Raw genomic sequence first — 18,146 nt, forward strand, 5'->3', positions numbered from 1 at the left:
GCCACCATGAATGAAGACGACCTGATCCTTCCGCCGCCGCCGGCCCCGCCGCCCCCCTGCGCCACCTGCGGCAAACCCGAAGATTTGTGCCTTTGCGCCGCCCTGGTGCCGGAACGCACGCGCCTGCAATTGCTGGTGCTGATGCATCCCCAGGAACAGGATGTGGAGCTGGGCACCGCCCGTCTGCTGACCGGGCAGATTGAAAACAGCGTGCTGAAGATCGGCCTGTCCTGGCCGTCCCTGTCCAAGGCCCTGGGCCGGCAGGTGGATGCCAAGCGCTGGGGCGTGCTGTTCATGGGGTCGAAGGAAGAAGTGGCCAAGGTTCCGCGCGGCGGCATCGCCGTGTTCGGGCGCAAGGATGTGGCCCCCGACAGCGACCTGATCCTGTCCGATCTGGAAGGCATCGTGCTGATTGATGGCACCTGGGCCCAGGCCAAGACGCTGTGGTGGCGCAATGCCTGGATGCTGAAACTGCGCCGCATCGTCATTCACCCGGATTTCCGCTCCGCCTATGGCAATGTCCGCAAGGAACCGCGCAAGGAAAGCGTCTCGACGCTGGAGGCCGGGGCCTTCGTCTATGGCAAGCTGGAGGGCGATCCCACCTTGCAGGAGCGGCTGTTGAAGCCGTTTGACGAGCTTCTGTCGCGTTGGCGTAAGCATAAGCGCCGTCCGGTCAAGCCCGGCCTGCCGCCGCCGGTGTGATGCCGTTATGGGGGCGCGGGTGAAAGGCTGCCCGCGTCATCCCGGCCCGAAGAATTTATAGGACAGGCCCACCAGGGCGAAGATCAGCAGCCAGACCGCGATTTGGGGCAGCAGGCCCTGACGCGGGAACCGCGTGCCGCGCAGCACCAGGATCAACACCAGGACGGAGGAGATAAGGGCCAGAATCTGGTTCTCTGTCATGCCTTCGATATGGGCCGTGCCCATCGCCGCCGCAAGGGCTGGCACATCGCTTGCTTTTCTCCCTATGCTCTTCCCCGCTTTGCGGGGTGTCCGGGACAAAGGCATGCGGAAAAAACCGCCGGACGCAAAGGGTAACCGCTTCTTTCCGCTGCCTGGGTGCCGGCAAAGCCTGCCCAGGGGCATGGGCAATTTTTGCCCGGTGATGGGAAGGATCGTTCCATGGATATCCAGGGTTCAGGCAACAGCAGTCGTGTTCGATGGCAACCCGCCTCCGGGGCTTCCGGCACTTCAAGCGTTTCGGGCAGCGAGGCCCAATCGGCAGAGGCCGGCGAGAAGGTGGGCTTCCACGGCGCGCCCACGGGCCAGACCGCACAGGCGGGCGGCCTGACGGCCACCAACCATTCCATGGTTGAGGGGCTGCCGATCATAGAATTCCCCACACGGGAAACGGTCGCCGCCGATACGCAGAAAGTGGGCGACGAGTTGCGCATGACGCTGGCCATGGCTGGCATCAAGAGCGAGCCGCCGTTGGCTTTCCGCATTGATACATCGGGCAATGTAAAGGTGGATGGCGACGATCCCCGCGCAGCAGAGGTGAACAAGGTCCTATCGCGTGAGCCGGATTTGCAGAACCGTCTGCGCAAGCTGGTCAACGACGCGCAGTTGATGGAGCATGGCGACGCCATTGAGGGCTATTACAGCCAGGTCAATGCCGGCGCTGATGCGGAGGCCGCATCGAAGCGGCTGGTGGCGGCGGGGCAGAAGATTGGCGCCGCCACGGGATTCACACTCGATGCCGACGGCAAAGTGTCCCTGGAATGTACCGGCATGGGCAAGGAGCTGATGCCGCCGGAGCCGACGCAGGTGTCAGATGAAGAGAAGATGTGGCGGGAGATGATGCGCCTGACCGACCGCACCCGCCGCACCGGCGTCGTTGCCGCTGCCGAAGATGCCGAAGCGGCGGAGAAAAAGGACCGCGACCAGCGGGAAGGGACGGGTGACAACGCGTCAAATCAGCCCGCCCTGGGGCAGGGTGGTGCCGGCGGCAGCGGGACGGCGAAGGCAGCCGCCTGATCAGGCTGTGGGGGTGGGGCGGTCGTCCAGGATCAGTTGCAGGAATGCGAGATCCAGCCAGCGCCCGAACTTCATCCCCACTTGCGGCATCAGGCCGGTGCGCCGGAAGCCTAAGGCTTCATGCAGGGCGATGGAGCCCTGGTTCCCTGCCTCAATAGCGGCCACCATCACATGCTTGCCGATGGCCCGTGCCCGCCCGATCAGGGCCTGCATCAGCGCCTTGCCGATGCCGCCACCACGCTGGTCGGCGCGGACATAGACGGAATGTTCAACCGTATGACGGTAACCGTCGAACGCCCGCCAGTCGCCGAACGACGCATAGCCCAGTACGATGCCATCACCGTCCACCGCCACCAGAACGGGATAACCCAGCCGCCGCCGGTCCGCCATCCAACCCACCCGGTTGGTCGCATCCACCTGCACCTCGTTCCAGATGGCGGTGGTGTTGACGACCGCGTCATTATAGATGGCGGCGATGGCCGGCGCGTCGGCATCAACGGCGTCGCGGATCTGCATGGGGCATCCTTCACAAACAGGCGGTATCTGCCGCGATGACGGGTCTGGCGACGAGGCGTACCTGGAATAGCGTGTGATCGTTATCTGACGGACAACCACACGCTTGCCATCCCGCCCCACCTTCGGCTAGTTTCCCCATCCCTATAAGGGCTCGCTTGGCGGAATGGTAGACGCCACAGACTTAAAATCTGTTGTCCTCCGGGGCGTACCGGTTCGAGTCCGGTAGCGAGCACCAAATTCCGCCACACTATGCCGCCCTGACCTGTTTCAGAAGCGACGTGATTTCTTCACGCAGGCGTGACGCCTGACCGCCCAGTGCGGTCGAAGCCGTCAGGACCTGTTCCGCTGCGGCGTCCCCCTCCGTCGATGCGGCCAGCATTTCCGCCAGATTGCCGGAGACGGCCTGCGTGCCTCCTGCCGCTTTGTTCGCGTTCTGGCTGATGGCCGAGGTCGTAGCATTCTGTTGCTCGATGGTGGCCGCCACGGTCGAACTGATGCCGGACAGGTCATGGACAAGATTGTTGATGGCCAGGATGGCGTCGACGGCGATTGATGTCGCCTCCTGCATGGCACCGATCTGTCTGGAAATGCTCTCCGTGGCGTGGGCGGTCTGCGTGGCCAGGCTCTTTACCTCTCCCGCCACGATCGCGAAGCCCCTGCCGGCTTCCCCGGCGCGTGCCGCCTCAATCGTGGCATTCAGGGCCAGCAGGTTGGTCTGGGCGGCGATGTCCCGGATCAAATCGATGACGGCCCCGACCTGCTGTGCCGTCTGGGCAAGGTTTTGCACCGTGCTGCCGGTCTGTGCCGCTTTGCCGGCCACTTCCTCCGCCATCTGCGAGGAGAGCGCGACCTGCCGCGTGATGTCCTGGATGGAACTGACCATTTCGTCGGTGGCAGCCGCGACGGTCTGCACATTGGCGGATGTCTCATCGGCGGCCATGGCGCAGGCCTCCGCCCGGACCCTCGTGCGCTCCACGCTGCCGCGCATGATGGCGGCGGTGCCGCTCAACTGCTCAATGGCGCTACCCACGGAATCCAGGGCCTGGGCGATGGTCTGGTCGGCGGCGGCAATCAGACCGTCAATGGTGCCGGCGCGACGTATCCGCTCCGCCTGTTCCTGTTCCCGCTCCTGGATCAGACGTTCCGTTTCCAGACCGGACTGCTTGAACACGGCGATGGTCCGGGCCATGGCGCCGATCTCGTCCAGGCGGTCCAGGCCCGGCATGTCCACTGACCAGTCGCGCCGGGCCAGCCGGGTCATGCTCTGTTCCAGATCAGCCAGGGGGCGGGTGATCGACAGGCCGATGCGGCGCGCGGCAGCCAGACTGGCCGCGCTGATCGAGAGTACGGCAATGATCGCCAGGGTCAGACGCAGCCGTGCGGTCGCTGCCGAGGCTGCCGAGGCCGCTACAAGATCTCCGGCCAGGCTCTGTTCTACCCGTCGCAGCAGGTCGATATTGATCGTGGTTTGATCGAACCATTGCCGTCCGGTGACGCCCTTTGTGTCACCGCCATAGCCGGCTTCGATGGCGATGGCGCGCATCCGCTTCACATCCTCGATGGCGGGTCCGCTGACCGTCGCGGCAAGCAGGTCTGTCTGGGCTGGTGTCAGTTTGGCCAGCATCTGGGCCCAGAGGGCGCGGAATTCGCCATCGATATGCATGAATTGCTGGTGGGCAGCGGGTTCGAACCGGCCCAGGCGGAAGCCGGCAGCCCCGGCGGCGCGCTGCTGTCCCAGCCGTTCCTTCGCTTCGCCCAAAGCGACCAATGATGTTGCCGCCGCGATCTGTGCGTTGTCGCCCGACAGTGTCGGCAGATAGGCCGCCACGTCCAGCAGCCCCCGGATGATTTTGGTATAGACGCCTGTCACGGCCGGGACCGGACCTTCGCGGCGGTCGGCGCGGCTGCGAAGGTCGGGCAGGCCGGCCAGCGTCTGCACGGCCGCGTCCAGACGGCGGCGCAGACCGGGATCGGTGAGGGAGGGCATGCGCAGGTGGGCATGCAGGTTGGCCAGCATCTGGTCCGTCAATTGCCGCTGCGCGGTTAGCCGCGCGACCTCCGCCGGGTCGCCATTGCTGCTCAACATCAGTGACGAACTGCCCCGTTCCTTCTGCAGCTCATGCACGACGTCCGCGACATATCCGGACAGGCCGGCTACTTCCCGGAGATCGGCGGCGCGCCGTACAGTGGCGGCCTGATCCCACAAGACCAGACCGCCAAGAACCGCACCAAACAGGGTGGGAAGCGAAACCAGGATCAGCAGGCGATATGGAATCGACATCCGGGACAGATGTGGGAAGGGAAGGCGCATTGTGATCTCTCAAAAGGCAGGGCATGGGCTGGTTTGGAGTGACGTAATGGTCAGAAGAGGATCAGCGGATAGAGGTTGCGATCCTCCTGCTCGATCCGCTGATGAAGCCGGGCCAGGATTTCCTGTGTCTCCCGGTAGAACCGATCCGGTTCGGCATGGATCAGCAGCTCGCCCCACTGCTCCGCATAGCGCATGAAATCCTGCCGCAGGTCGCGACCGGTACGCAGATACAGGGCGGCGATGGTCCGGACATTCTGGTCGGCGTGATTGGTCAGGGACGGGAACAGGAAATGGTCCTCCGCGATGAGATGCAGCAGCACCAATGAAGAGATGGAGGCCAGCAGTGCCGCCGCTTGGCGCGCGCTCTCGGGCTTTCGCACCTGTTCAGAAACCTCGCCCAGCAGATCAAGACAGGATCGGATCTCGTCGTGCTGCCGCCGATAGGTGACCAGGCTGAACATGCCTTGTCGTTCCATTGTACTGACCGTGATTGCGCAGGACTATTGGTTCCACGGCCGGCTTTCCCGGTGGAATTTCCAAACAAATCCTGGATGTTGGAAGACTTGAAAGAAGGATCGAGAGGAAATTTCCCCGTAAATCCTGCATTTCATTGCAATTGTTTCAGCAGCTTTGTTGCAATTGTCACAGTCGCTGAAACGTGACCTGTGGTCAGTCTTACATCATCTTTTTGTTTCCTTCAAAATTTCGGCGATTATATGGAGAGGACTTCGAAAAGCAACATCGTAAATACATGATTAACCCGACGACCTATGTGTGTCGCTCATGCCAATTCGGCAGCATCGATGGTATCTGACAGCGATTGGATCGGGTGCGTGGCGCAGAAACGCTCTGTTATAACAATCCCGGCATAACGAGCGGCCCCTTCAGTATATTACTGTTATGCTGCCCCTTCCTATGATGGACACACATGGAGGAGCAGACCGCGACGTGAAGAAAATTCGTCGATCCCTGAGCGGAAGGGCCGGTGCCGCAAGGCTCTCCGGCAGCAAGCACACCATGGTGCGCAGTTGAAAACACTGCCCGCCGGGAACGGCATCATGCACAACATTCGAGACCGCCTCCAGGGACTGTCCCTCGGGCCGGACCGATCTTACCTGCACCTGATCCCCGCCCAACGGGTGAGGCGGGGTACGCGGTCCTTCGGTCCCGCCGGACCGGCTCTCCATGCGGATAAAAACCGAATGGAACAGGGGGTCTCGAACATGACCAAGTCTAATCGCACGCTGCGCGCTGTGCTTCTGGCCGGTGCCGCCCTTGCCACCGCCCTGCCGGCGCTGTCGCAGGAACTGATGCTGGAAGAGATCGTGGTGACGGCGCGCAAGCGGGCGGAAAGCCTGCAGGATGCCGCTGTCTCCGTCAGCGCCTTCACGGCCGAAGGGCTGGCCCGCGCCGGCATCGGCGATGTGCTGGAGGTGGTGAACCGCGTGCCCGGCTTCACCATGAATGCCGACAACGCGACCGAGCCGAATATCTTCATGCGCGGCATCGGCACCGACATTGAAAGTGCGGCCAGCAGCCCCGCCGTCGGCTTCTTCCTGGACGATGTCTATCTGTCCCGTGCACAGGGCACGAACCTGGAACTGTTTGATTTCGAACGGATCGAGGTGGTGCGCGGGCCGCAGGGCACGCTCTATGGCAAGAATGTCGTGGGGGGCGCCGTCAATTTCATCACCAAACAGCCGACTGAAGATCAGGATACGGTCGCCGAGGTGTCCGTCGGCAATTACAGCTTCCTGCAATTCCGTGGCGCCACTGGCGGTGCGCTCACCGACAATCTTTATGGCCGCATCGCCTTCTCCGCCCGTGGCCGTGATGGCTTTGCCTATAATACCTTCACCAAGAACGACGTGGAGGACCTCTCCTCCATGGGCGTGAAGGGTGCGCTGCGCCTTGTCGCATCCGAACAGTTGGAGGTGACGGCATCGGCCGATTTCTCCCGTCGGCGCAGCGACGGCCGCTGGATCGACATGGTCATCCCGTCGGCCCACAATGTGTCCTTCAAGAACCCCGACCCGCGCAGGGGCCCCAATAATGTCGATGGGCGCCAGCATTCCGATGTCGGCGGCGGCAGCATCAAGGCGGTGTGGAGCTTGGAGAACGGCTCCATCACCTCGCTGACCGGCTACCGTGATGCAACGTTCGAAGACAACAACAACGACGCTGGCTCCTACCTGGATATGGACAAGCTGCTGCGCGATGCCAATGGCCGTATTCAGTTCGGGCGCATCGACCGGTCCAAGTTCAACGATGATTTCTACATCAATGCCAAGACTGAGGATGTGCAGACCTTCAGCCAGGAGTTCCGCTACAGTTCCGACTTCGACAGTCCCTTCAATATCATGGCCGGCCTCTTCTATATGGGTGAGGATATCGACCGCAACGAAGATGCCGATTACATCTTCGTCGATTATTTCGCGCAAGGGCGCGAGACGGCCCGCACCACGGCCAAGGGCGACACCTGGTCGGCCTTTGTCGAAGGCACCTGGGCCGTGACCGACACGCTGAAAGCCATTGGTGGCGTGCGTTACACCAAGGATATCAAGAAGTTCACGGTGGCGCGTGCCGCCTTCGGCGATTTCCTGGGACAGGATTTCGAGGACGCGCAGGGCCGCCCCACAACCGCTTTCACCGCTGGCGACAAGCACACCTGGTCGGCCTGGACGCCCAGCGCCACCCTGCAATGGAAGACCAACGACGATGTCATGCTTTATGCCACTGTCGCCAAGGGCTTCAAGAGCGGCGGCTGGAACGGGGAGAATGCCAATAACCCGACCGAAGCCGCCGTGCCCTACAATCCCGAATTTGCCTGGAACTATGAAACGGGCATCAAGTCGCAATGGCTGGACAACCGGCTGCGCCTGAACCTGACGGGCTTCATCGCCGACTATAAGGACCTGCAGACGCAGCAATATGTGATCTTCAGCAGCTCCCTGCCGCCCGACAATGTCATCGCCAATGCCGGCAAGGCGCGGGTCAAGGGGCTGGAACTGGAATTGCTGGCGGTGCCGGTGGAAGGGCTGACCCTGTCGGGTTCCTATGCCCTGATGGATGGCAAGATCACGGGCGATCTGATCAGCACGGCCCTGCGCTATGATCCGTCCTGCTTCTGCTCAAGGCCCGTGCCCACCAACCTGAAGGGCAATAAGCTGCGCCGCACGCCCAAAAATTCCCTTTCGGCGGGCGCGCAGTATGAGTTCCCGGTGAATGACAAGGTCAATGGCCTGATCCGCGCGGATTACAGCTGGACCGATGGTTATTTCTTCGAGAATGAGAACAGCGCCCGCACCTGGAACCCCTCTTATGGCCTGATCGATGCCGGTGTCGGCGTCGTGGCCGATGATGGGGCCTGGGAACTGATGCTGTGGGGCAAGAACCTGACGGACAAGCTTTATACGGCGGGCAAGACCGACGTGATCGGCTCCGTCCTGGCCTCCTACGCTCCGCCGCGCACCTATGGCGTCACGCTGAAGGTGAAGTTCTGATGGGGCAGGGGCGGACGGGGATTGTGCCGTCCGCCCCTGCCTCCATGGTTTCCAGTCAAGGAGAGTGCGCCCATGAAATCCGCCTTCCGCCTGTCCGGCCTGTACGCGGTCCTGGCTCTGCTGTCCGGCGCGGCCCTGGCCAGCGACGAACCGGGCAGGATCGATATCCGCGACCCCATTATTCAGCGCTGGTACGACATCACGCCTGACAAGATGCCGCCCATGCCGGCCCCCGGCACCTGGGGCATGGACAAGGCAACGGGCAAGTTCGTGCATCCCAAGGCGACGGAGGCGGTGCATGGCGCACCCAGCTTCGACGGACAGCTGACATACTGGGATCAGAAGGATTACGCGCTGAATATGAAGGTGGAGGCGTTCTACCCGCTTTCCGCCTCGCCCTATCATGAATGGCAGAATATCGTCGATTTTGGCGACCGCCGGATCCTGTATGTCTATAACCGGCGGCACCTGAAAGTGTTCGACATTACCGATCCGCGGGACGCCAAACTGCTGGCGACCAAGGGTTCGGATTGGGGCAAGGATGGGCCGACGCCCGAAAAGGACCCGTTCCCCGCCGGTGACGGCATTGGCGCTGCATCGATCCAATGGAACGCGGCCCTTGGCAAATATGTCATGGTGCAGTCGTTTGAGGTGTCGCGCATCGGCATCCTGGAGGATAAGCGCAGCCAGCCCGACAAGGTGGATGCCATCCGGCATGCGGGCCACCTGAAGGGGTTCAAGGTCTATGCCATGAACGGCCCGTTGCCCGATCAATGGGACCTGATCGCCACACGCACCACCGACGCCGCCCACCCCGCCGCCCCCATCGGGCAGCAGCAGGGGTCGGGATCGCTGGATGTCCCGGCCTGGTATGGCGGCAAATACATGTTCCTGGCGACGGCCCCTGACGACACCTACGCGCTCGCCGAATATAAGGATTATCTCTACAGCCCCGGCTATCAGGCCTGGGACATGTCGAACCCGGCCAATCCGAAATGGCTGTCCAACTTCGCGGCCCCCGGTCAGATCATCGGCGATGCCGCGCATGAGGCCGCCTATCTGAAGAATCCGCGCGCCGGCAACCGTACCTCCTGGATGGGTGCGCGCATGCCGCTGTTCATTCCAAAGCCCGTGGAGAAGGGGGGTAAGGTCGCCTTTGCCGCCATGGCAGGTCTGGGCCTCTACACGCTGGACATCTCCGACCCGGCCAATATGAAGATTATCGGCCATCTGGAGTTGCCGCCCAGCTTTGCCGGGACGGAGGCCGACAATGTCAATCTCAGCCAGTATGAGAAGAGTGGCGTCATCTTCCTCAACGGCTATCCCATGAATGATGAGTGTTTTGAGCCGTACAAGGACATCTACGCCATCGATGTCCGCGACCTGAAACACCCGAAGATCATTTCTACCTTCCCGCGCCCGACCCCGCCCAAGGAGGCGGCCTTCACCGATTTCTGTCAGCGGCGCGGCAGTTTCGGGCCCAAGCGGCCGGGTTACCATACCCAGCCGGGCGGCGGGCGTGACGGGCTGGCCATCTATGCCTTCTATAATGCCGGCATTCAGATTTTCGATGTGAAGGACCCGGCCAAGCCGACCATTGCCGGCTATTACGTGCCGCGCTTCCCCACGGATGGCGAGATATTTGAAAGCGTGAAGGGCAATCTGGCCTTCGGCACGTACATCGAATATGACCGCAACATCATCTGGATGTTCACCAATCACGGCTTCTATGCCCTGTCCAGCCCGCTGCTGGGACCGGTGAAGGCTGGCGTGCCCACCACGCCCTGGCCGCCCCGGGACTGAGGCCGGGTAGGGCCTGACGCATTCCCTCCCTGGGGTCGGATCGCCGAGCGCGGCCCGGCCCCATTTTTCTGACCCACGATAGGGAACCCCTATGATCCGCGATCTCGACGAGGCGCTGGAAACGCTGCCCTTTGGCCGTTTGCGGGTGCTGGTTCTGCTGCTGGTGACTGGCATCATCGTGCTGGACGGGTTCGATATCCAACTGGCCGCCCTGGCCGCCCCCGCCATGCTGGCCGAATGGGGGCTGGATCGGGCATCTTTCGGGCCTGTGCTGGCGGCGTCGCTGGCCGGCATGGCGGTGGGGACGGCACTGGGTGGCACCGTTGGCGACCGGGTGGGGCGGCGGCCGGCCCTGATTGGGTCGGTCCTGTTTTTTGCCGCCATGACGGCCCTGTCGGCTTTGGCCGCTGGTCCGGTAACGCTGGGCCTGCTGCGGCTGGCAACCGGTCTGGGCTTAGGTGCCGCGGTGCCCAATGCCACTGCCCTGGTGGCCGAATGGATGCCAAGGCGCTGGCGGGCTTATGCCGTCATGTTGGTCATCGTCGCGGTGCCTGTCGGTGGCATGTTGGGGGCCGCCCTTTGCGCCTGGATGATCCCGGCCTTTGGTTGGCGAGCCTGCTTCATCCTGGGCGGGGTTGCACCGGCGTTTCTGGCCCTGATCATGATCATAACGCTCCCGGAATCACCCCAGTTTCTTGCGCTGCGTGATGATCGTGCTGGGTACCTTCGGCACCTAATGAACAGGCTGGCCGGCGATAGTCGTTTTGATAGTGGAATGATGTTCCGCACCCCCGCCCTTGCCGCTGGAAAGGGCGGGGTGGCAGAGCTTCTGTCGGCGCCGCTACGCATCACGACCGTGTATCTCTGGGCGGGCTTCTTTGCCGCCATGCTGGCGCTTTATGGCTGCCTGAACTGGTTGCCCGTCCTACTGTCCGGTCTGGGCCTACCCATGGATCAGGCAGTGCGTGGGTCCATGTGGTTCAATCTGGGCGGTGTGGCGGGGGCCGTGCTGGGTGCCTGGGCCGGCGGACGGTTTGGCGCGGCCCGGTGCCTTTCGGCCCTGTGCGTGACGGGGGCATTTACCCTTTCCATCGCAGCCATCGCCCTGGCTTTGGGCCATATTCCAGGCGTAACAGCCGCCATGGTGCCTGTCTTGCTGTCGGGCGGGGCCATTCTGGGGGTGCAGGTGGGGCTTTATGGTCTGGCCGCCGCGCGATATCCGACCAGTTGCCGGGCCGCCGGCATCGGCTGGGCCGCCACCTTGGGGCGCGGCGGGGCCGTGGTCAGCGCCCTGGCCGGCGGCTGGGTCTTGGCACAGCCGATGGGGGCTGCCCTGTGGCTTTGGGTCCTGACCCTGGCGCTGCTGTTCTGCTGGCGCGCGGTCAGGACCGTGTGATCAGGCCACTGTCACCGACAGGGTACCGACCCCCTCCACCATCCCGTCCAGCCGGTCCCCACGCTGGATCGGCCCCACGCCGGCGGGGGTGCCAGTGAAGATCAGATCGCCGGGCAGCAGCGTGATGAAACGCGACAGTTCGGCGATGATCTCCGGCACGGTCCAGATTATCTCCGCCAGGTCCCCCTCCTGTCGCAACTCCCCATTCACCGACAGGGCGATGCGGCCCGCATCGACGCTCGGCACCGCAGCGGCGGGGACCAGGGCGGAGACGGGGGCGGCATGGTCGAAGACCTTGCCCATATCCCAGGGCTTGCCGGCCTTCTTGGCCTCCCCCTGCAAATCGCGGCGCGTCAGGTCCAGCCCGACGCCATAGCCGAACACGGACCCGCCCGCGCCCAGGGCCACCACCAACTCAATCTCATGATGCAGGTCGCTGGTCTGCGGCGGATAGGGCAAGGTGCCGCCACCGGGCAAAACGGCGCTGGCCGGCTTCATAAAGAAAAACGGCGGTTCGCGGTCACTCGCGCCCATCTCGCGGGCATGGGCAGCATAGTTGCGCCCGACACAGAACAGACGGCCCACCGGGAACAATGCATCACTGCCCGCAACGGGCAGGGTGACGGGGGCGGGTGGTGTGATGGCGTAAACGGACATGGAGAAAATCCCGGTTCCAGGGGGTTAAATTAAGACCGCAGAGGCACGGTAAAGCATCCGCACCCCCACGATCAGCAGGAAACAGCCAAAGGCAACGGACAATTGCCGCTTGCTCAGGCTATGCGCCAGCTTCGCTCCCCAGGGGGCGGCCAGCATGGTGGCGGGCGCGATCAGGGCCAGGCCGATCAGGTTGACATAGCCAAGGCTGCCCGCCGGCAAATCCGCCCGGCTCCAGCCGGTCAGGACATAGCCGACGGTGCCCGGAATGCCGATGACCAGCCCGAACAGACTGGCCGTGCCCACCGCGCGATGGATCGGATAGTTGAACAGGGTCAGGACAGGCACGGTCAGGGTGCCGCCGCCAATCCCCATCATGCTGGAAAAGGCACCGATGGCCGCCGGCATGGTCTGCGCCACCGGCCCCTTGGGCAGCGAGCGGTTCAGGGTGAAAGCACCGGCGGGCAGCAGCATCTTCGCCGCCACCACCAAGGCGATGGTGCCGAAAATGGCGGCCAGGACCCCGCCCTTGGCATATCCGGCGATTGCCGTGCCGATGGCAGCACCCACGAATACCGCCGGCCCCCAGGACCGGGTCAGGTCCAGGTCGACGGCGCCTTTGCGGTGGTGACTGCGGCTGGACGAAATTGCCGTGGGGATGATGGTCGCCAGCGACGTTGCCACCGCCACATGCAGGCGCACCGCCGGGTCCACGCCCACCAGTCCCAGCACGATATCCAGCACCGGCACGATGATGATGCCGCCGCCGACCCCCAGCAGCCCCGCCAGTATGCCACCCGCCAGCCCGGTCAGCAGCATCAAGGCGGCAAGTTCGGCGATCTCAATCCAGGGGGGCATGGTGGCTCCATCGGGCAGGGGATTTTCTCCACCATCGGTAATCGCGCTATGGCGATCAAAGACCAAGGCCGCCGGGTGATATGGCGGTTTTGGCATAACACCCGCTATATCGCTTCTCCCATATCAGGCGGTGAAATCGGTATTTTCCCGGCATAGCGGACGGGCCTAGCCTGGGATCAATTCAGCCAAGCGGGAAAGCGCATCATGGTTTTACGGGTCGGGATCGCCGGATATGGCACCATCGGGGCGGCCGTGGGCCGGGCGCTGGATGCCGGGATGGAGGGACTGACCCTGACCGCCGTCACCAGCGGCGATGCGGCCAAGGCGCGGACCCGCATGGGTGGCCTGAAGGCACAGGTGCCCGTGGTCGATGCGGCCACCCTGGCCGAACTTTGCGACATCATCGTTGAGTGTGCGCCCACGGCGGCCTTTGCCGATATCGCCCTGCCGGCCCTGGCGCGTGGTCGTACCTTGGTGACGGTCAGCGGGGCCGCCCTGCTGCAACGCCCAGACATCATTGATGCCGCTGGCGCCCATGGCGGGCGCATCATCCTGGCCACAGGTGCCCTGCTGGGCTTTGATGCGGTGCGGGCTGCGGCGGAAGGGACCATCCATTCCGTCACCATGGTGACGCGCAAGCCCCCAACATCGCTGACCAAGGCCAAGGAAGTGGTGGAGCGCGGGCTGGACCTGCTGTCGCTGACCGAACCGTTGAAGCTGTTCGACGGATCGGCGCGGGAGGGTGCAGCGCGGTTCCCGGCCAATGTCAATGTCGCCGCCGCCCTGGGCCTGGCCGGCATTGGCCCCGACCGCACGCAGTTGCAGATCTGGGCCGATCCGTCCGTGACCCGCAATTGCCACCGCATCGTGGTGGACGCCGACAGCGCCCGCCTGACGCTTGAGATTGAGAATGTGCCGACGGTGGAAAACCCCGGCACGGGCCGCATCACGGCCTTGTCCCTCGTCGCTGCCGTGCGGGGCCTGACCTCGGCCTTCCGCGTCGGCTCCTGACCTTAATCCTTGAGGAAAACCATCATGGTCATCCCCTTGAAGCATGTCGCCATTTCCACCCAGGACCCGGAGGCGTCGCGCGATTTCTTCGCTAATGTCATGGGCTGGACCGTCGCGGGCCGCGTCGATAGCCGCAACGCCCAGGGCTATTACGTGACAGATGGCACGATCAACATCGCACTCCTACGCTTCAAGAACCGGCCTGCTGCCGGTCTGGAATTCCCCGAAGGCTATAACGGCCTGCATCATCTGGGTTTCCAGTGCGAGGATGTGGAAGCGACGGCAGAATATATGGAAGACCAGGGCTTCCCCCCGCGCCACGATATCAACATCGCCCAGGGTCTGGGCAAGAATCCCGATAAGGACAATGCCGAATATAAGATGACCGGCCCCGCCAGCGTCATGATCGATATTTCCGAACGCGGCTGGGTCGGTACGTCCAGCTACAAGCCCAAGGCGGGCTGAAACACCCTTCTCCCCTACACTTCAATTCCCGGAGCCATCCCATGGCCACCCAACCGTTCGCCCGCATCGTGCCGGCGGTCGCCACCCCGTTTTTCGCTGATGGCAAGATCGATCTGGGCCGGATGGCGGCCCATTGCCGCTGGCTTCTGGCCGAAGGTGCCGATGGCCTTCTGCTGTTCGGGTCCACGGGCGAGTCCGCGTCCCTGACCAATGCGGAACGCATGATGGTGGTGGACAGCCTGATCGCGCAGGGTATTGAGCCGGGCCGTTTGCTGGTCGGCACGGGCTGCTGCGCGCTGGCCGATACGGTGCTGCTGTCATCGCACGCCACTGACAGCGGCTGTGCTGGCGTGCTGGTGGTGCCGCCCTTCTTCTTCAAGGGCGTGCCCGACGCCGGTGTCCGCCGATATTTCCGCGACCTGATCGAGGGTGTGAATGATCCGCGTCTGGCGATCTATCTCTACCATTTCCCGCAGACGTCGGGCGTGCCCATCACCCCGACGCTGGCCCAGGATCTGGTGCGGGCGCATGGATCCACGATCCGGGGCTATAAGGACAGTTCCGGCGACTGGACCAACACCCAGGCCGTGCTGGAGGCCCTGCCGGGTCTGGAGATTTTCGCCGGGACCGAGGCGCGGATGGTCGACCTGATCGCGCGCGGCGGGGCCGGTTGCATCAGCGCCACCGCCAACCTGCATGCAAGGTCCATCCGCGCCCTGGTGGACGCTATCGGCACCCCGGCAGAGGGTGACCGGCTGGACCGCGTGGCGGAGTTCCGTAATGCCTTCGCCGGTGTGCCGCTGGTGCCGGCGGTCAAGGCCGTGCTGGCGCATCTGCATAATGATGCCGAATGGTCGCGCCTGCGGGCACCTCTGATGTCGCTGGACGGCGATGCAGAGGCGGCCCTGCTGCGCAAGCTGGGGCTTTGAGGGAGGAACGACCATGCCGACGCGTGCTGAGATTGAGGCCCTGGACCGTAACGACCCGCTTTCCGGGTTCCGGGATGAATTCACCCTGCCGCCGGGTGTGATCTATCTGAACGGCAACTCGCTGGGTCCGATGCCGACCAAGGCGGCACAGCGCGCGGCAGAGGCGGCGACGCAGGAATGGGGTGTCGGCCTGATCCGGTCCTGGAACAGTGCCGGGTGGTTCGCCGCCCCTTACAAGCTGGGCGACAGGCTGGCCCAACTGCTTGGGGCGGACGCCGGGGAGGTCGTGGTGACCGACGCCACCGGCGTGAACCAGTTCAAGGCCGTGGCCGCCGCCTGCGCCCTGCGTCCCGACCGGCGCGTCATTGTGATGGAAGGCAGCAACTTCCCCACCAATAATTACATGGTACAGGGTCTGGCCGCTTTCCTGGGCCAGGGTCACAAGATCCGCTTTGTGGAAAAGGATGGCATCCTGGATGCCATTACCGACGATGTCGCCGTCGTGGCCTTGACCCATGTCCATTACAAGACGGCCCATATCCTGGACATGGCCGCGATCACCGAAAGGGCCCATGCGGTCGGTGCCCTGACCGTCTGGGACCTGTGCCATTCCGCCGGGGCCATTCCGGTGGACCTGAACGCGGCAAAGGCCGATTTCGCGGTGGGCTGCACCTACAAATATCTGAATGGCGGGCCGGGCAGCCCGGCCTTCATCTTCGCAGCAAAGCGTCACCATGCCGCCATGCAACAGCCCTTGTCCGGCTGGTGGGGCCATGCCGCCCCCTTCGCCTTTGACCGTGATTACCGCCCCGCCGATGGCATCGGGCGCATGTTGACCGGTACGCAGGGCATCCTCTCCCTGCAGGCCGCCGAACCCGGCATCGACTTGGCCGTGCGCGCCGACAAGCACCTGGCCTGGGCCAAGGCCCGCACCATGGGCGACCTGTTCATCGCCCTGGTGGAGGAAAGGCTGGGGTCGGATATGTTCCGCCTGGACAGCCCGCGTGACGGGCATCAACGCGGCGGCCATGTGGCGCTGGCCCATCCCCAGGGCTATCCCATCATGAAGGCCTTGATTGAGGCCGGCGTGATCGGCGATTTCCGCGCGCCTGACACCCTGCGCTTCGGCTTCTCGCCGCTCTACCTGCGCTACACGGACATCGCCGATGCCGTCGATATCCTGGCCGACATCATGGAACGCGGGCTGTGGCGCGACGAACGGTTTCAGGCAAAGGACGCCGTGACCTGATCGTAGCGCGGATTAGCGAAGCGTAATCCGCGGATACCCCGGCACTGTCGCACTGCGGATTACGCTTCGCTTATCCGCGCTACCAATATCCCCATCATCGCAAGGCCCGCCCATGTCCAGCCAACCCCGTGAGCAATGGTCGTCGCGTCTGGCCTTCCTGTTGTCGACCATCGGGTCGGCGGTGGGGCTGGCCAATATCTGGCGTTTTCCCTACACGGTCGGCACGGGCGGCGGGGCGGTGTTTCTGCTGACCTTCCTGCTGTCGGTGGTCGCACTCGCCCTGCCGCTGCTGATCGCCGAACTGATGGTGGGACGGCGCTACCGGGTATCGCCGCCCAACGCCATCCGGGCGGCGGCGGTGGAGGCGGGGGCCAGCCCACGCTGGGGCTTTCTGGGACTGGCGGGTGTAGCGGCGGCCATTCTGGTCCTGTCCTTCTATAGCGTCGTGGGTGGCTGGGTCATGGCCTATATCCTGGACCCGGCGGCGGATAGCGCCGGTATTGCCCAGGCCCGGTTCGACGGGCTGGTCGGCGATCCCGTGCGCCTGTTCGCCTGGTCCAGCCTGTTCCTGTGGGCGACCGTTGCCATTTCGGCACGCGGTATCACGGGCGGGGTGGAACTGGCGAACAAGGTGATGACGCCCATCCTGTTCCTGCTGCTGCTGGCCATGGCGGGATATGCCATGCTGGTGGGTGATGTTGCGGCGGCGGCTCGGTTCCTGTTCACGCCGGATTTCAGCAAGGTGACGCCCGACGTGCTGCTGGATGCCTTTGGTCAGGCCTTCTTCGCGCTGGGCGTGGGGGCCACCAACCTGATGGCCTATGGCTCCTACATGGACCGGGGGGAGAAGGTGATCCGGTCGTCGGTCATCATCGTGGGATCAGCGGTGTTCGTGTCGCTGCTGTCCGGTTTCGCGGTGTTCCCGGTTCTATTCGCCATGGGGCTGGACCCTGCGGGCGGCCCGGCCCTGACCTTCGTGACCTTGCCGTACATGTTCGCCCAGATGCCGGGCGGGGCTGTGGTGGGGGTGGCGTTTTTCGTGCTGCTGTTCGCGGCGGCCATTACCTCGGCCATTTCCATGATGGAGGCGCCGGTATCCTTCCTGACCGAACGGCTGGGCTGCAAGCGGGCCTATGCGGCCCTGCTGTCGGGCGGGTTGTCCTGGGGCCTGTGCATCCTGTCGGTCCTGTCCTTCAACATCTGGTCGGATGTGAAGCCGCTGGCCTGGGCAGGGTTGCTGACGGACAAGACCTTCTTTGGCCTGTTCGATTACCTGACCTCCAATATTGTCTTGCCCGGCGGCGGCTGCCTGATCGCGGTCCTGGTCGGGTGGAAGATCAGCCGGGCAGTGCAGGTGGGGGAGTTGGGGGAAGGGTTGGCCTTCCGGGCCTGGCGCTTCTGCATTCGCTGGATGGCACCCTTGGCTCTGGCGGTGATCTTCGCGGCGAAGGTGGTGGAATAAGGGGGCTTCGGC

Annotated in this window: 16 protein-coding genes and 1 tRNA gene; 11 read left to right on the forward strand and 6 right to left on the reverse strand. The window is 63.9% G+C overall.

Annotated features, from left to right (window positions below):
- Positions 1 to 6 precede the first annotated feature (6 nt).
- Positions 7 to 702, forward strand: a complete 696-nt coding sequence (locus ABC729_RS21110) for a tRNA-uridine aminocarboxypropyltransferase (RefSeq protein WP_495609583.1) — start codon at positions 7 to 9, stop codon at positions 700 to 702.
- 36 nt (positions 703 to 738) lie between these two features.
- On the opposite strand, the gene ABC729_RS21115 is transcribed toward ABC729_RS21110, so the two are convergent.
- Entirely contained in the window at positions 739 to 948 is a 210-nt protein-coding gene (locus tag ABC729_RS21115; protein WP_495609584.1) for a hypothetical protein, read from the reverse strand.
- Between the two features lie 174 nt (positions 949 to 1,122).
- Here ABC729_RS21115 and ABC729_RS21120 point away from each other — a divergent pair, with 174 nt between their 5' ends.
- Positions 1,123 to 1,977: a hypothetical protein gene (locus ABC729_RS21120; protein ID WP_495609585.1), complete on the forward strand. Its 855-nt coding sequence runs from the start codon at positions 1,123 to 1,125 to the stop codon at positions 1,975 to 1,977.
- On the opposite strand, the gene ABC729_RS21125 is transcribed toward ABC729_RS21120, so the two are convergent.
- The gene (locus ABC729_RS21125) at positions 1,978 to 2,493 is read right to left on the reverse strand and encodes a GNAT family N-acetyltransferase (protein WP_495609586.1); all 516 of its coding nucleotides are present in this window, start codon (positions 2,491 to 2,493) and stop codon (positions 1,978 to 1,980) included.
- A gap of 149 nt (positions 2,494 to 2,642) precedes the next feature.
- Here ABC729_RS21125 and ABC729_RS21130 point away from each other — a divergent pair.
- Positions 2,643 to 2,728: transfer RNA gene (locus ABC729_RS21130), tRNA-Leu, on the forward strand.
- A 12-nt stretch (positions 2,729 to 2,740) separates the two neighbouring features.
- Here ABC729_RS21130 and ABC729_RS21135 read toward each other — a convergent pair.
- Both ABC729_RS21135 and ABC729_RS21140 read right to left on the reverse strand, forming a co-directional pair.
- Positions 2,741 to 4,774: a methyl-accepting chemotaxis protein gene (locus tag ABC729_RS21135; RefSeq protein WP_495609587.1), complete on the reverse strand. Its 2,034-nt coding sequence runs from the start codon at positions 4,772 to 4,774 to the stop codon at positions 2,741 to 2,743.
- A gap of 80 nt (positions 4,775 to 4,854) precedes the next feature.
- Positions 4,855 to 5,265, reverse strand: coding sequence for a hemerythrin domain-containing protein (locus tag ABC729_RS21140; RefSeq protein WP_495609588.1), 411 nt, complete (start codon positions 5,263 to 5,265; stop codon positions 4,855 to 4,857).
- A gap of 762 nt (positions 5,266 to 6,027) precedes the next feature.
- On the opposite strand from ABC729_RS21140, the gene ABC729_RS21145 reads away from it, so the two are divergent.
- The 3 genes from ABC729_RS21145 (at position 6,028) to ABC729_RS21155 (ending at position 11,506) form a co-directional block, all read left to right on the forward strand.
- Positions 6,028 to 8,307 (forward strand): TonB-dependent receptor, encoded by a 2,280-nt coding sequence (locus ABC729_RS21145; protein WP_495609589.1) that lies wholly within the window; start codon positions 6,028 to 6,030, stop codon positions 8,305 to 8,307.
- Positions 8,308 to 8,379: 72 nt separating this feature from the next.
- On the forward strand, positions 8,380 to 10,110 hold the full coding sequence (locus ABC729_RS21150) for an LVIVD repeat-containing protein (RefSeq protein WP_495609590.1): 1,731 nt from the start codon (positions 8,380 to 8,382) through the stop codon (positions 10,108 to 10,110).
- A gap of 91 nt (positions 10,111 to 10,201) precedes the next feature.
- Positions 10,202 to 11,506: an MFS transporter gene (locus tag ABC729_RS21155; protein ID WP_495609591.1), complete on the forward strand. Its 1,305-nt coding sequence runs from the start codon at positions 10,202 to 10,204 to the stop codon at positions 11,504 to 11,506.
- Here ABC729_RS21155 and ABC729_RS21160 read toward each other — a convergent pair whose 3' ends face one another.
- A complete protein-coding gene (locus ABC729_RS21160) occupies positions 11,507 to 12,163 on the reverse strand; it encodes a fumarylacetoacetate hydrolase family protein (RefSeq protein ID WP_495609592.1) in 657 nt (218 codons plus the stop codon).
- 24 nt (positions 12,164 to 12,187) lie between these two features.
- Positions 12,188 to 13,018 carry a sulfite exporter TauE/SafE family protein gene (locus ABC729_RS21165; RefSeq protein WP_495609593.1) on the reverse strand — a complete coding sequence of 277 codons (831 nt, stop codon included), beginning with the start codon at positions 13,016 to 13,018 and terminating at the stop codon, positions 12,188 to 12,190.
- 204 nt (positions 13,019 to 13,222) lie between these two features.
- Between ABC729_RS21165 and ABC729_RS21170 the strand changes: the two genes are divergently transcribed.
- The 5 genes from ABC729_RS21170 to ABC729_RS21190 all read left to right on the forward strand — a co-directional run bounded on the left by ABC729_RS21170 (position 13,223) and on the right by ABC729_RS21190 (position 18,134).
- Entirely contained in the window at positions 13,223 to 14,029 is an 807-nt protein-coding gene (locus tag ABC729_RS21170; RefSeq protein WP_495609594.1) for an aspartate dehydrogenase, read from the forward strand.
- A gap of 24 nt (positions 14,030 to 14,053) precedes the next feature.
- Positions 14,054 to 14,494: a VOC family protein gene (locus tag ABC729_RS21175; RefSeq protein ID WP_054169326.1), complete on the forward strand. Its 441-nt coding sequence runs from the start codon at positions 14,054 to 14,056 to the stop codon at positions 14,492 to 14,494.
- Positions 14,495 to 14,535: 41 nt separating this feature from the next.
- A complete protein-coding gene (locus ABC729_RS21180; protein ID WP_495609595.1) occupies positions 14,536 to 15,423 on the forward strand; it encodes a dihydrodipicolinate synthase family protein in 888 nt (295 codons plus the stop codon).
- 13 nt (positions 15,424 to 15,436) lie between these two features.
- The gene (gene kynU / locus ABC729_RS21185) at positions 15,437 to 16,672 is read left to right on the forward strand and encodes a kynureninase (protein WP_495609596.1); all 1,236 of its coding nucleotides are present in this window, start codon (positions 15,437 to 15,439) and stop codon (positions 16,670 to 16,672) included.
- A 112-nt stretch (positions 16,673 to 16,784) separates the two neighbouring features.
- Positions 16,785 to 18,134, forward strand: a complete 1,350-nt coding sequence (locus ABC729_RS21190; protein ID WP_495609597.1) for a sodium-dependent transporter — start codon at positions 16,785 to 16,787, stop codon at positions 18,132 to 18,134.
- Positions 18,135 to 18,146: the final 12 nt, after the last annotated feature.

This window comes from Niveispirillum sp. CC-CTL257 (assembly GCF_059489915.1).

Coding starts and splice junctions, on each gene's coding strand:
- ABC729_RS21110 (WP_495609583.1), top strand. CDS start 7: ATGAATGAAGACGACCTGATCCTTCCGCCGCCGCCGGCCCCGCCGCCC.
- ABC729_RS21120 (WP_495609585.1), top strand. CDS start 1,123: ATGGATATCCAGGGTTCAGGCAACAGCAGTCGTGTTCGATGGCAACCC.
- ABC729_RS21125 (WP_495609586.1), bottom strand. CDS start 2,493: ATGCAGATCCGCGACGCCGTTGATGCCGACGCGCCGGCCATCGCCGCC.
- ABC729_RS21135 (WP_495609587.1), bottom strand. CDS start 4,774: ATGTCGATTCCATATCGCCTGCTGATCCTGGTTTCGCTTCCCACCCTG.
- ABC729_RS21140 (WP_495609588.1), bottom strand. CDS start 5,265: ATGTTCAGCCTGGTCACCTATCGGCGGCAGCACGACGAGATCCGATCC.
- ABC729_RS21145 (WP_495609589.1), top strand. CDS start 6,028: ATGACCAAGTCTAATCGCACGCTGCGCGCTGTGCTTCTGGCCGGTGCC.
- ABC729_RS21150 (WP_495609590.1), top strand. CDS start 8,380: ATGAAATCCGCCTTCCGCCTGTCCGGCCTGTACGCGGTCCTGGCTCTG.
- ABC729_RS21155 (WP_495609591.1), top strand. CDS start 10,202: ATGATCCGCGATCTCGACGAGGCGCTGGAAACGCTGCCCTTTGGCCGT.
- ABC729_RS21160 (WP_495609592.1), bottom strand. CDS start 12,163: ATGTCCGTTTACGCCATCACACCACCCGCCCCCGTCACCCTGCCCGTT.
- ABC729_RS21165 (WP_495609593.1), bottom strand. CDS start 13,018: ATGCCCCCCTGGATTGAGATCGCCGAACTTGCCGCCTTGATGCTGCTG.
- ABC729_RS21170 (WP_495609594.1), top strand. CDS start 13,223: ATGGTTTTACGGGTCGGGATCGCCGGATATGGCACCATCGGGGCGGCC.
- ABC729_RS21175 (WP_054169326.1), top strand. CDS start 14,054: ATGGTCATCCCCTTGAAGCATGTCGCCATTTCCACCCAGGACCCGGAG.
- ABC729_RS21180 (WP_495609595.1), top strand. CDS start 14,536: ATGGCCACCCAACCGTTCGCCCGCATCGTGCCGGCGGTCGCCACCCCG.
- kynU (WP_495609596.1), top strand. CDS start 15,437: ATGCCGACGCGTGCTGAGATTGAGGCCCTGGACCGTAACGACCCGCTT.
- ABC729_RS21190 (WP_495609597.1), top strand. CDS start 16,785: ATGTCCAGCCAACCCCGTGAGCAATGGTCGTCGCGTCTGGCCTTCCTG.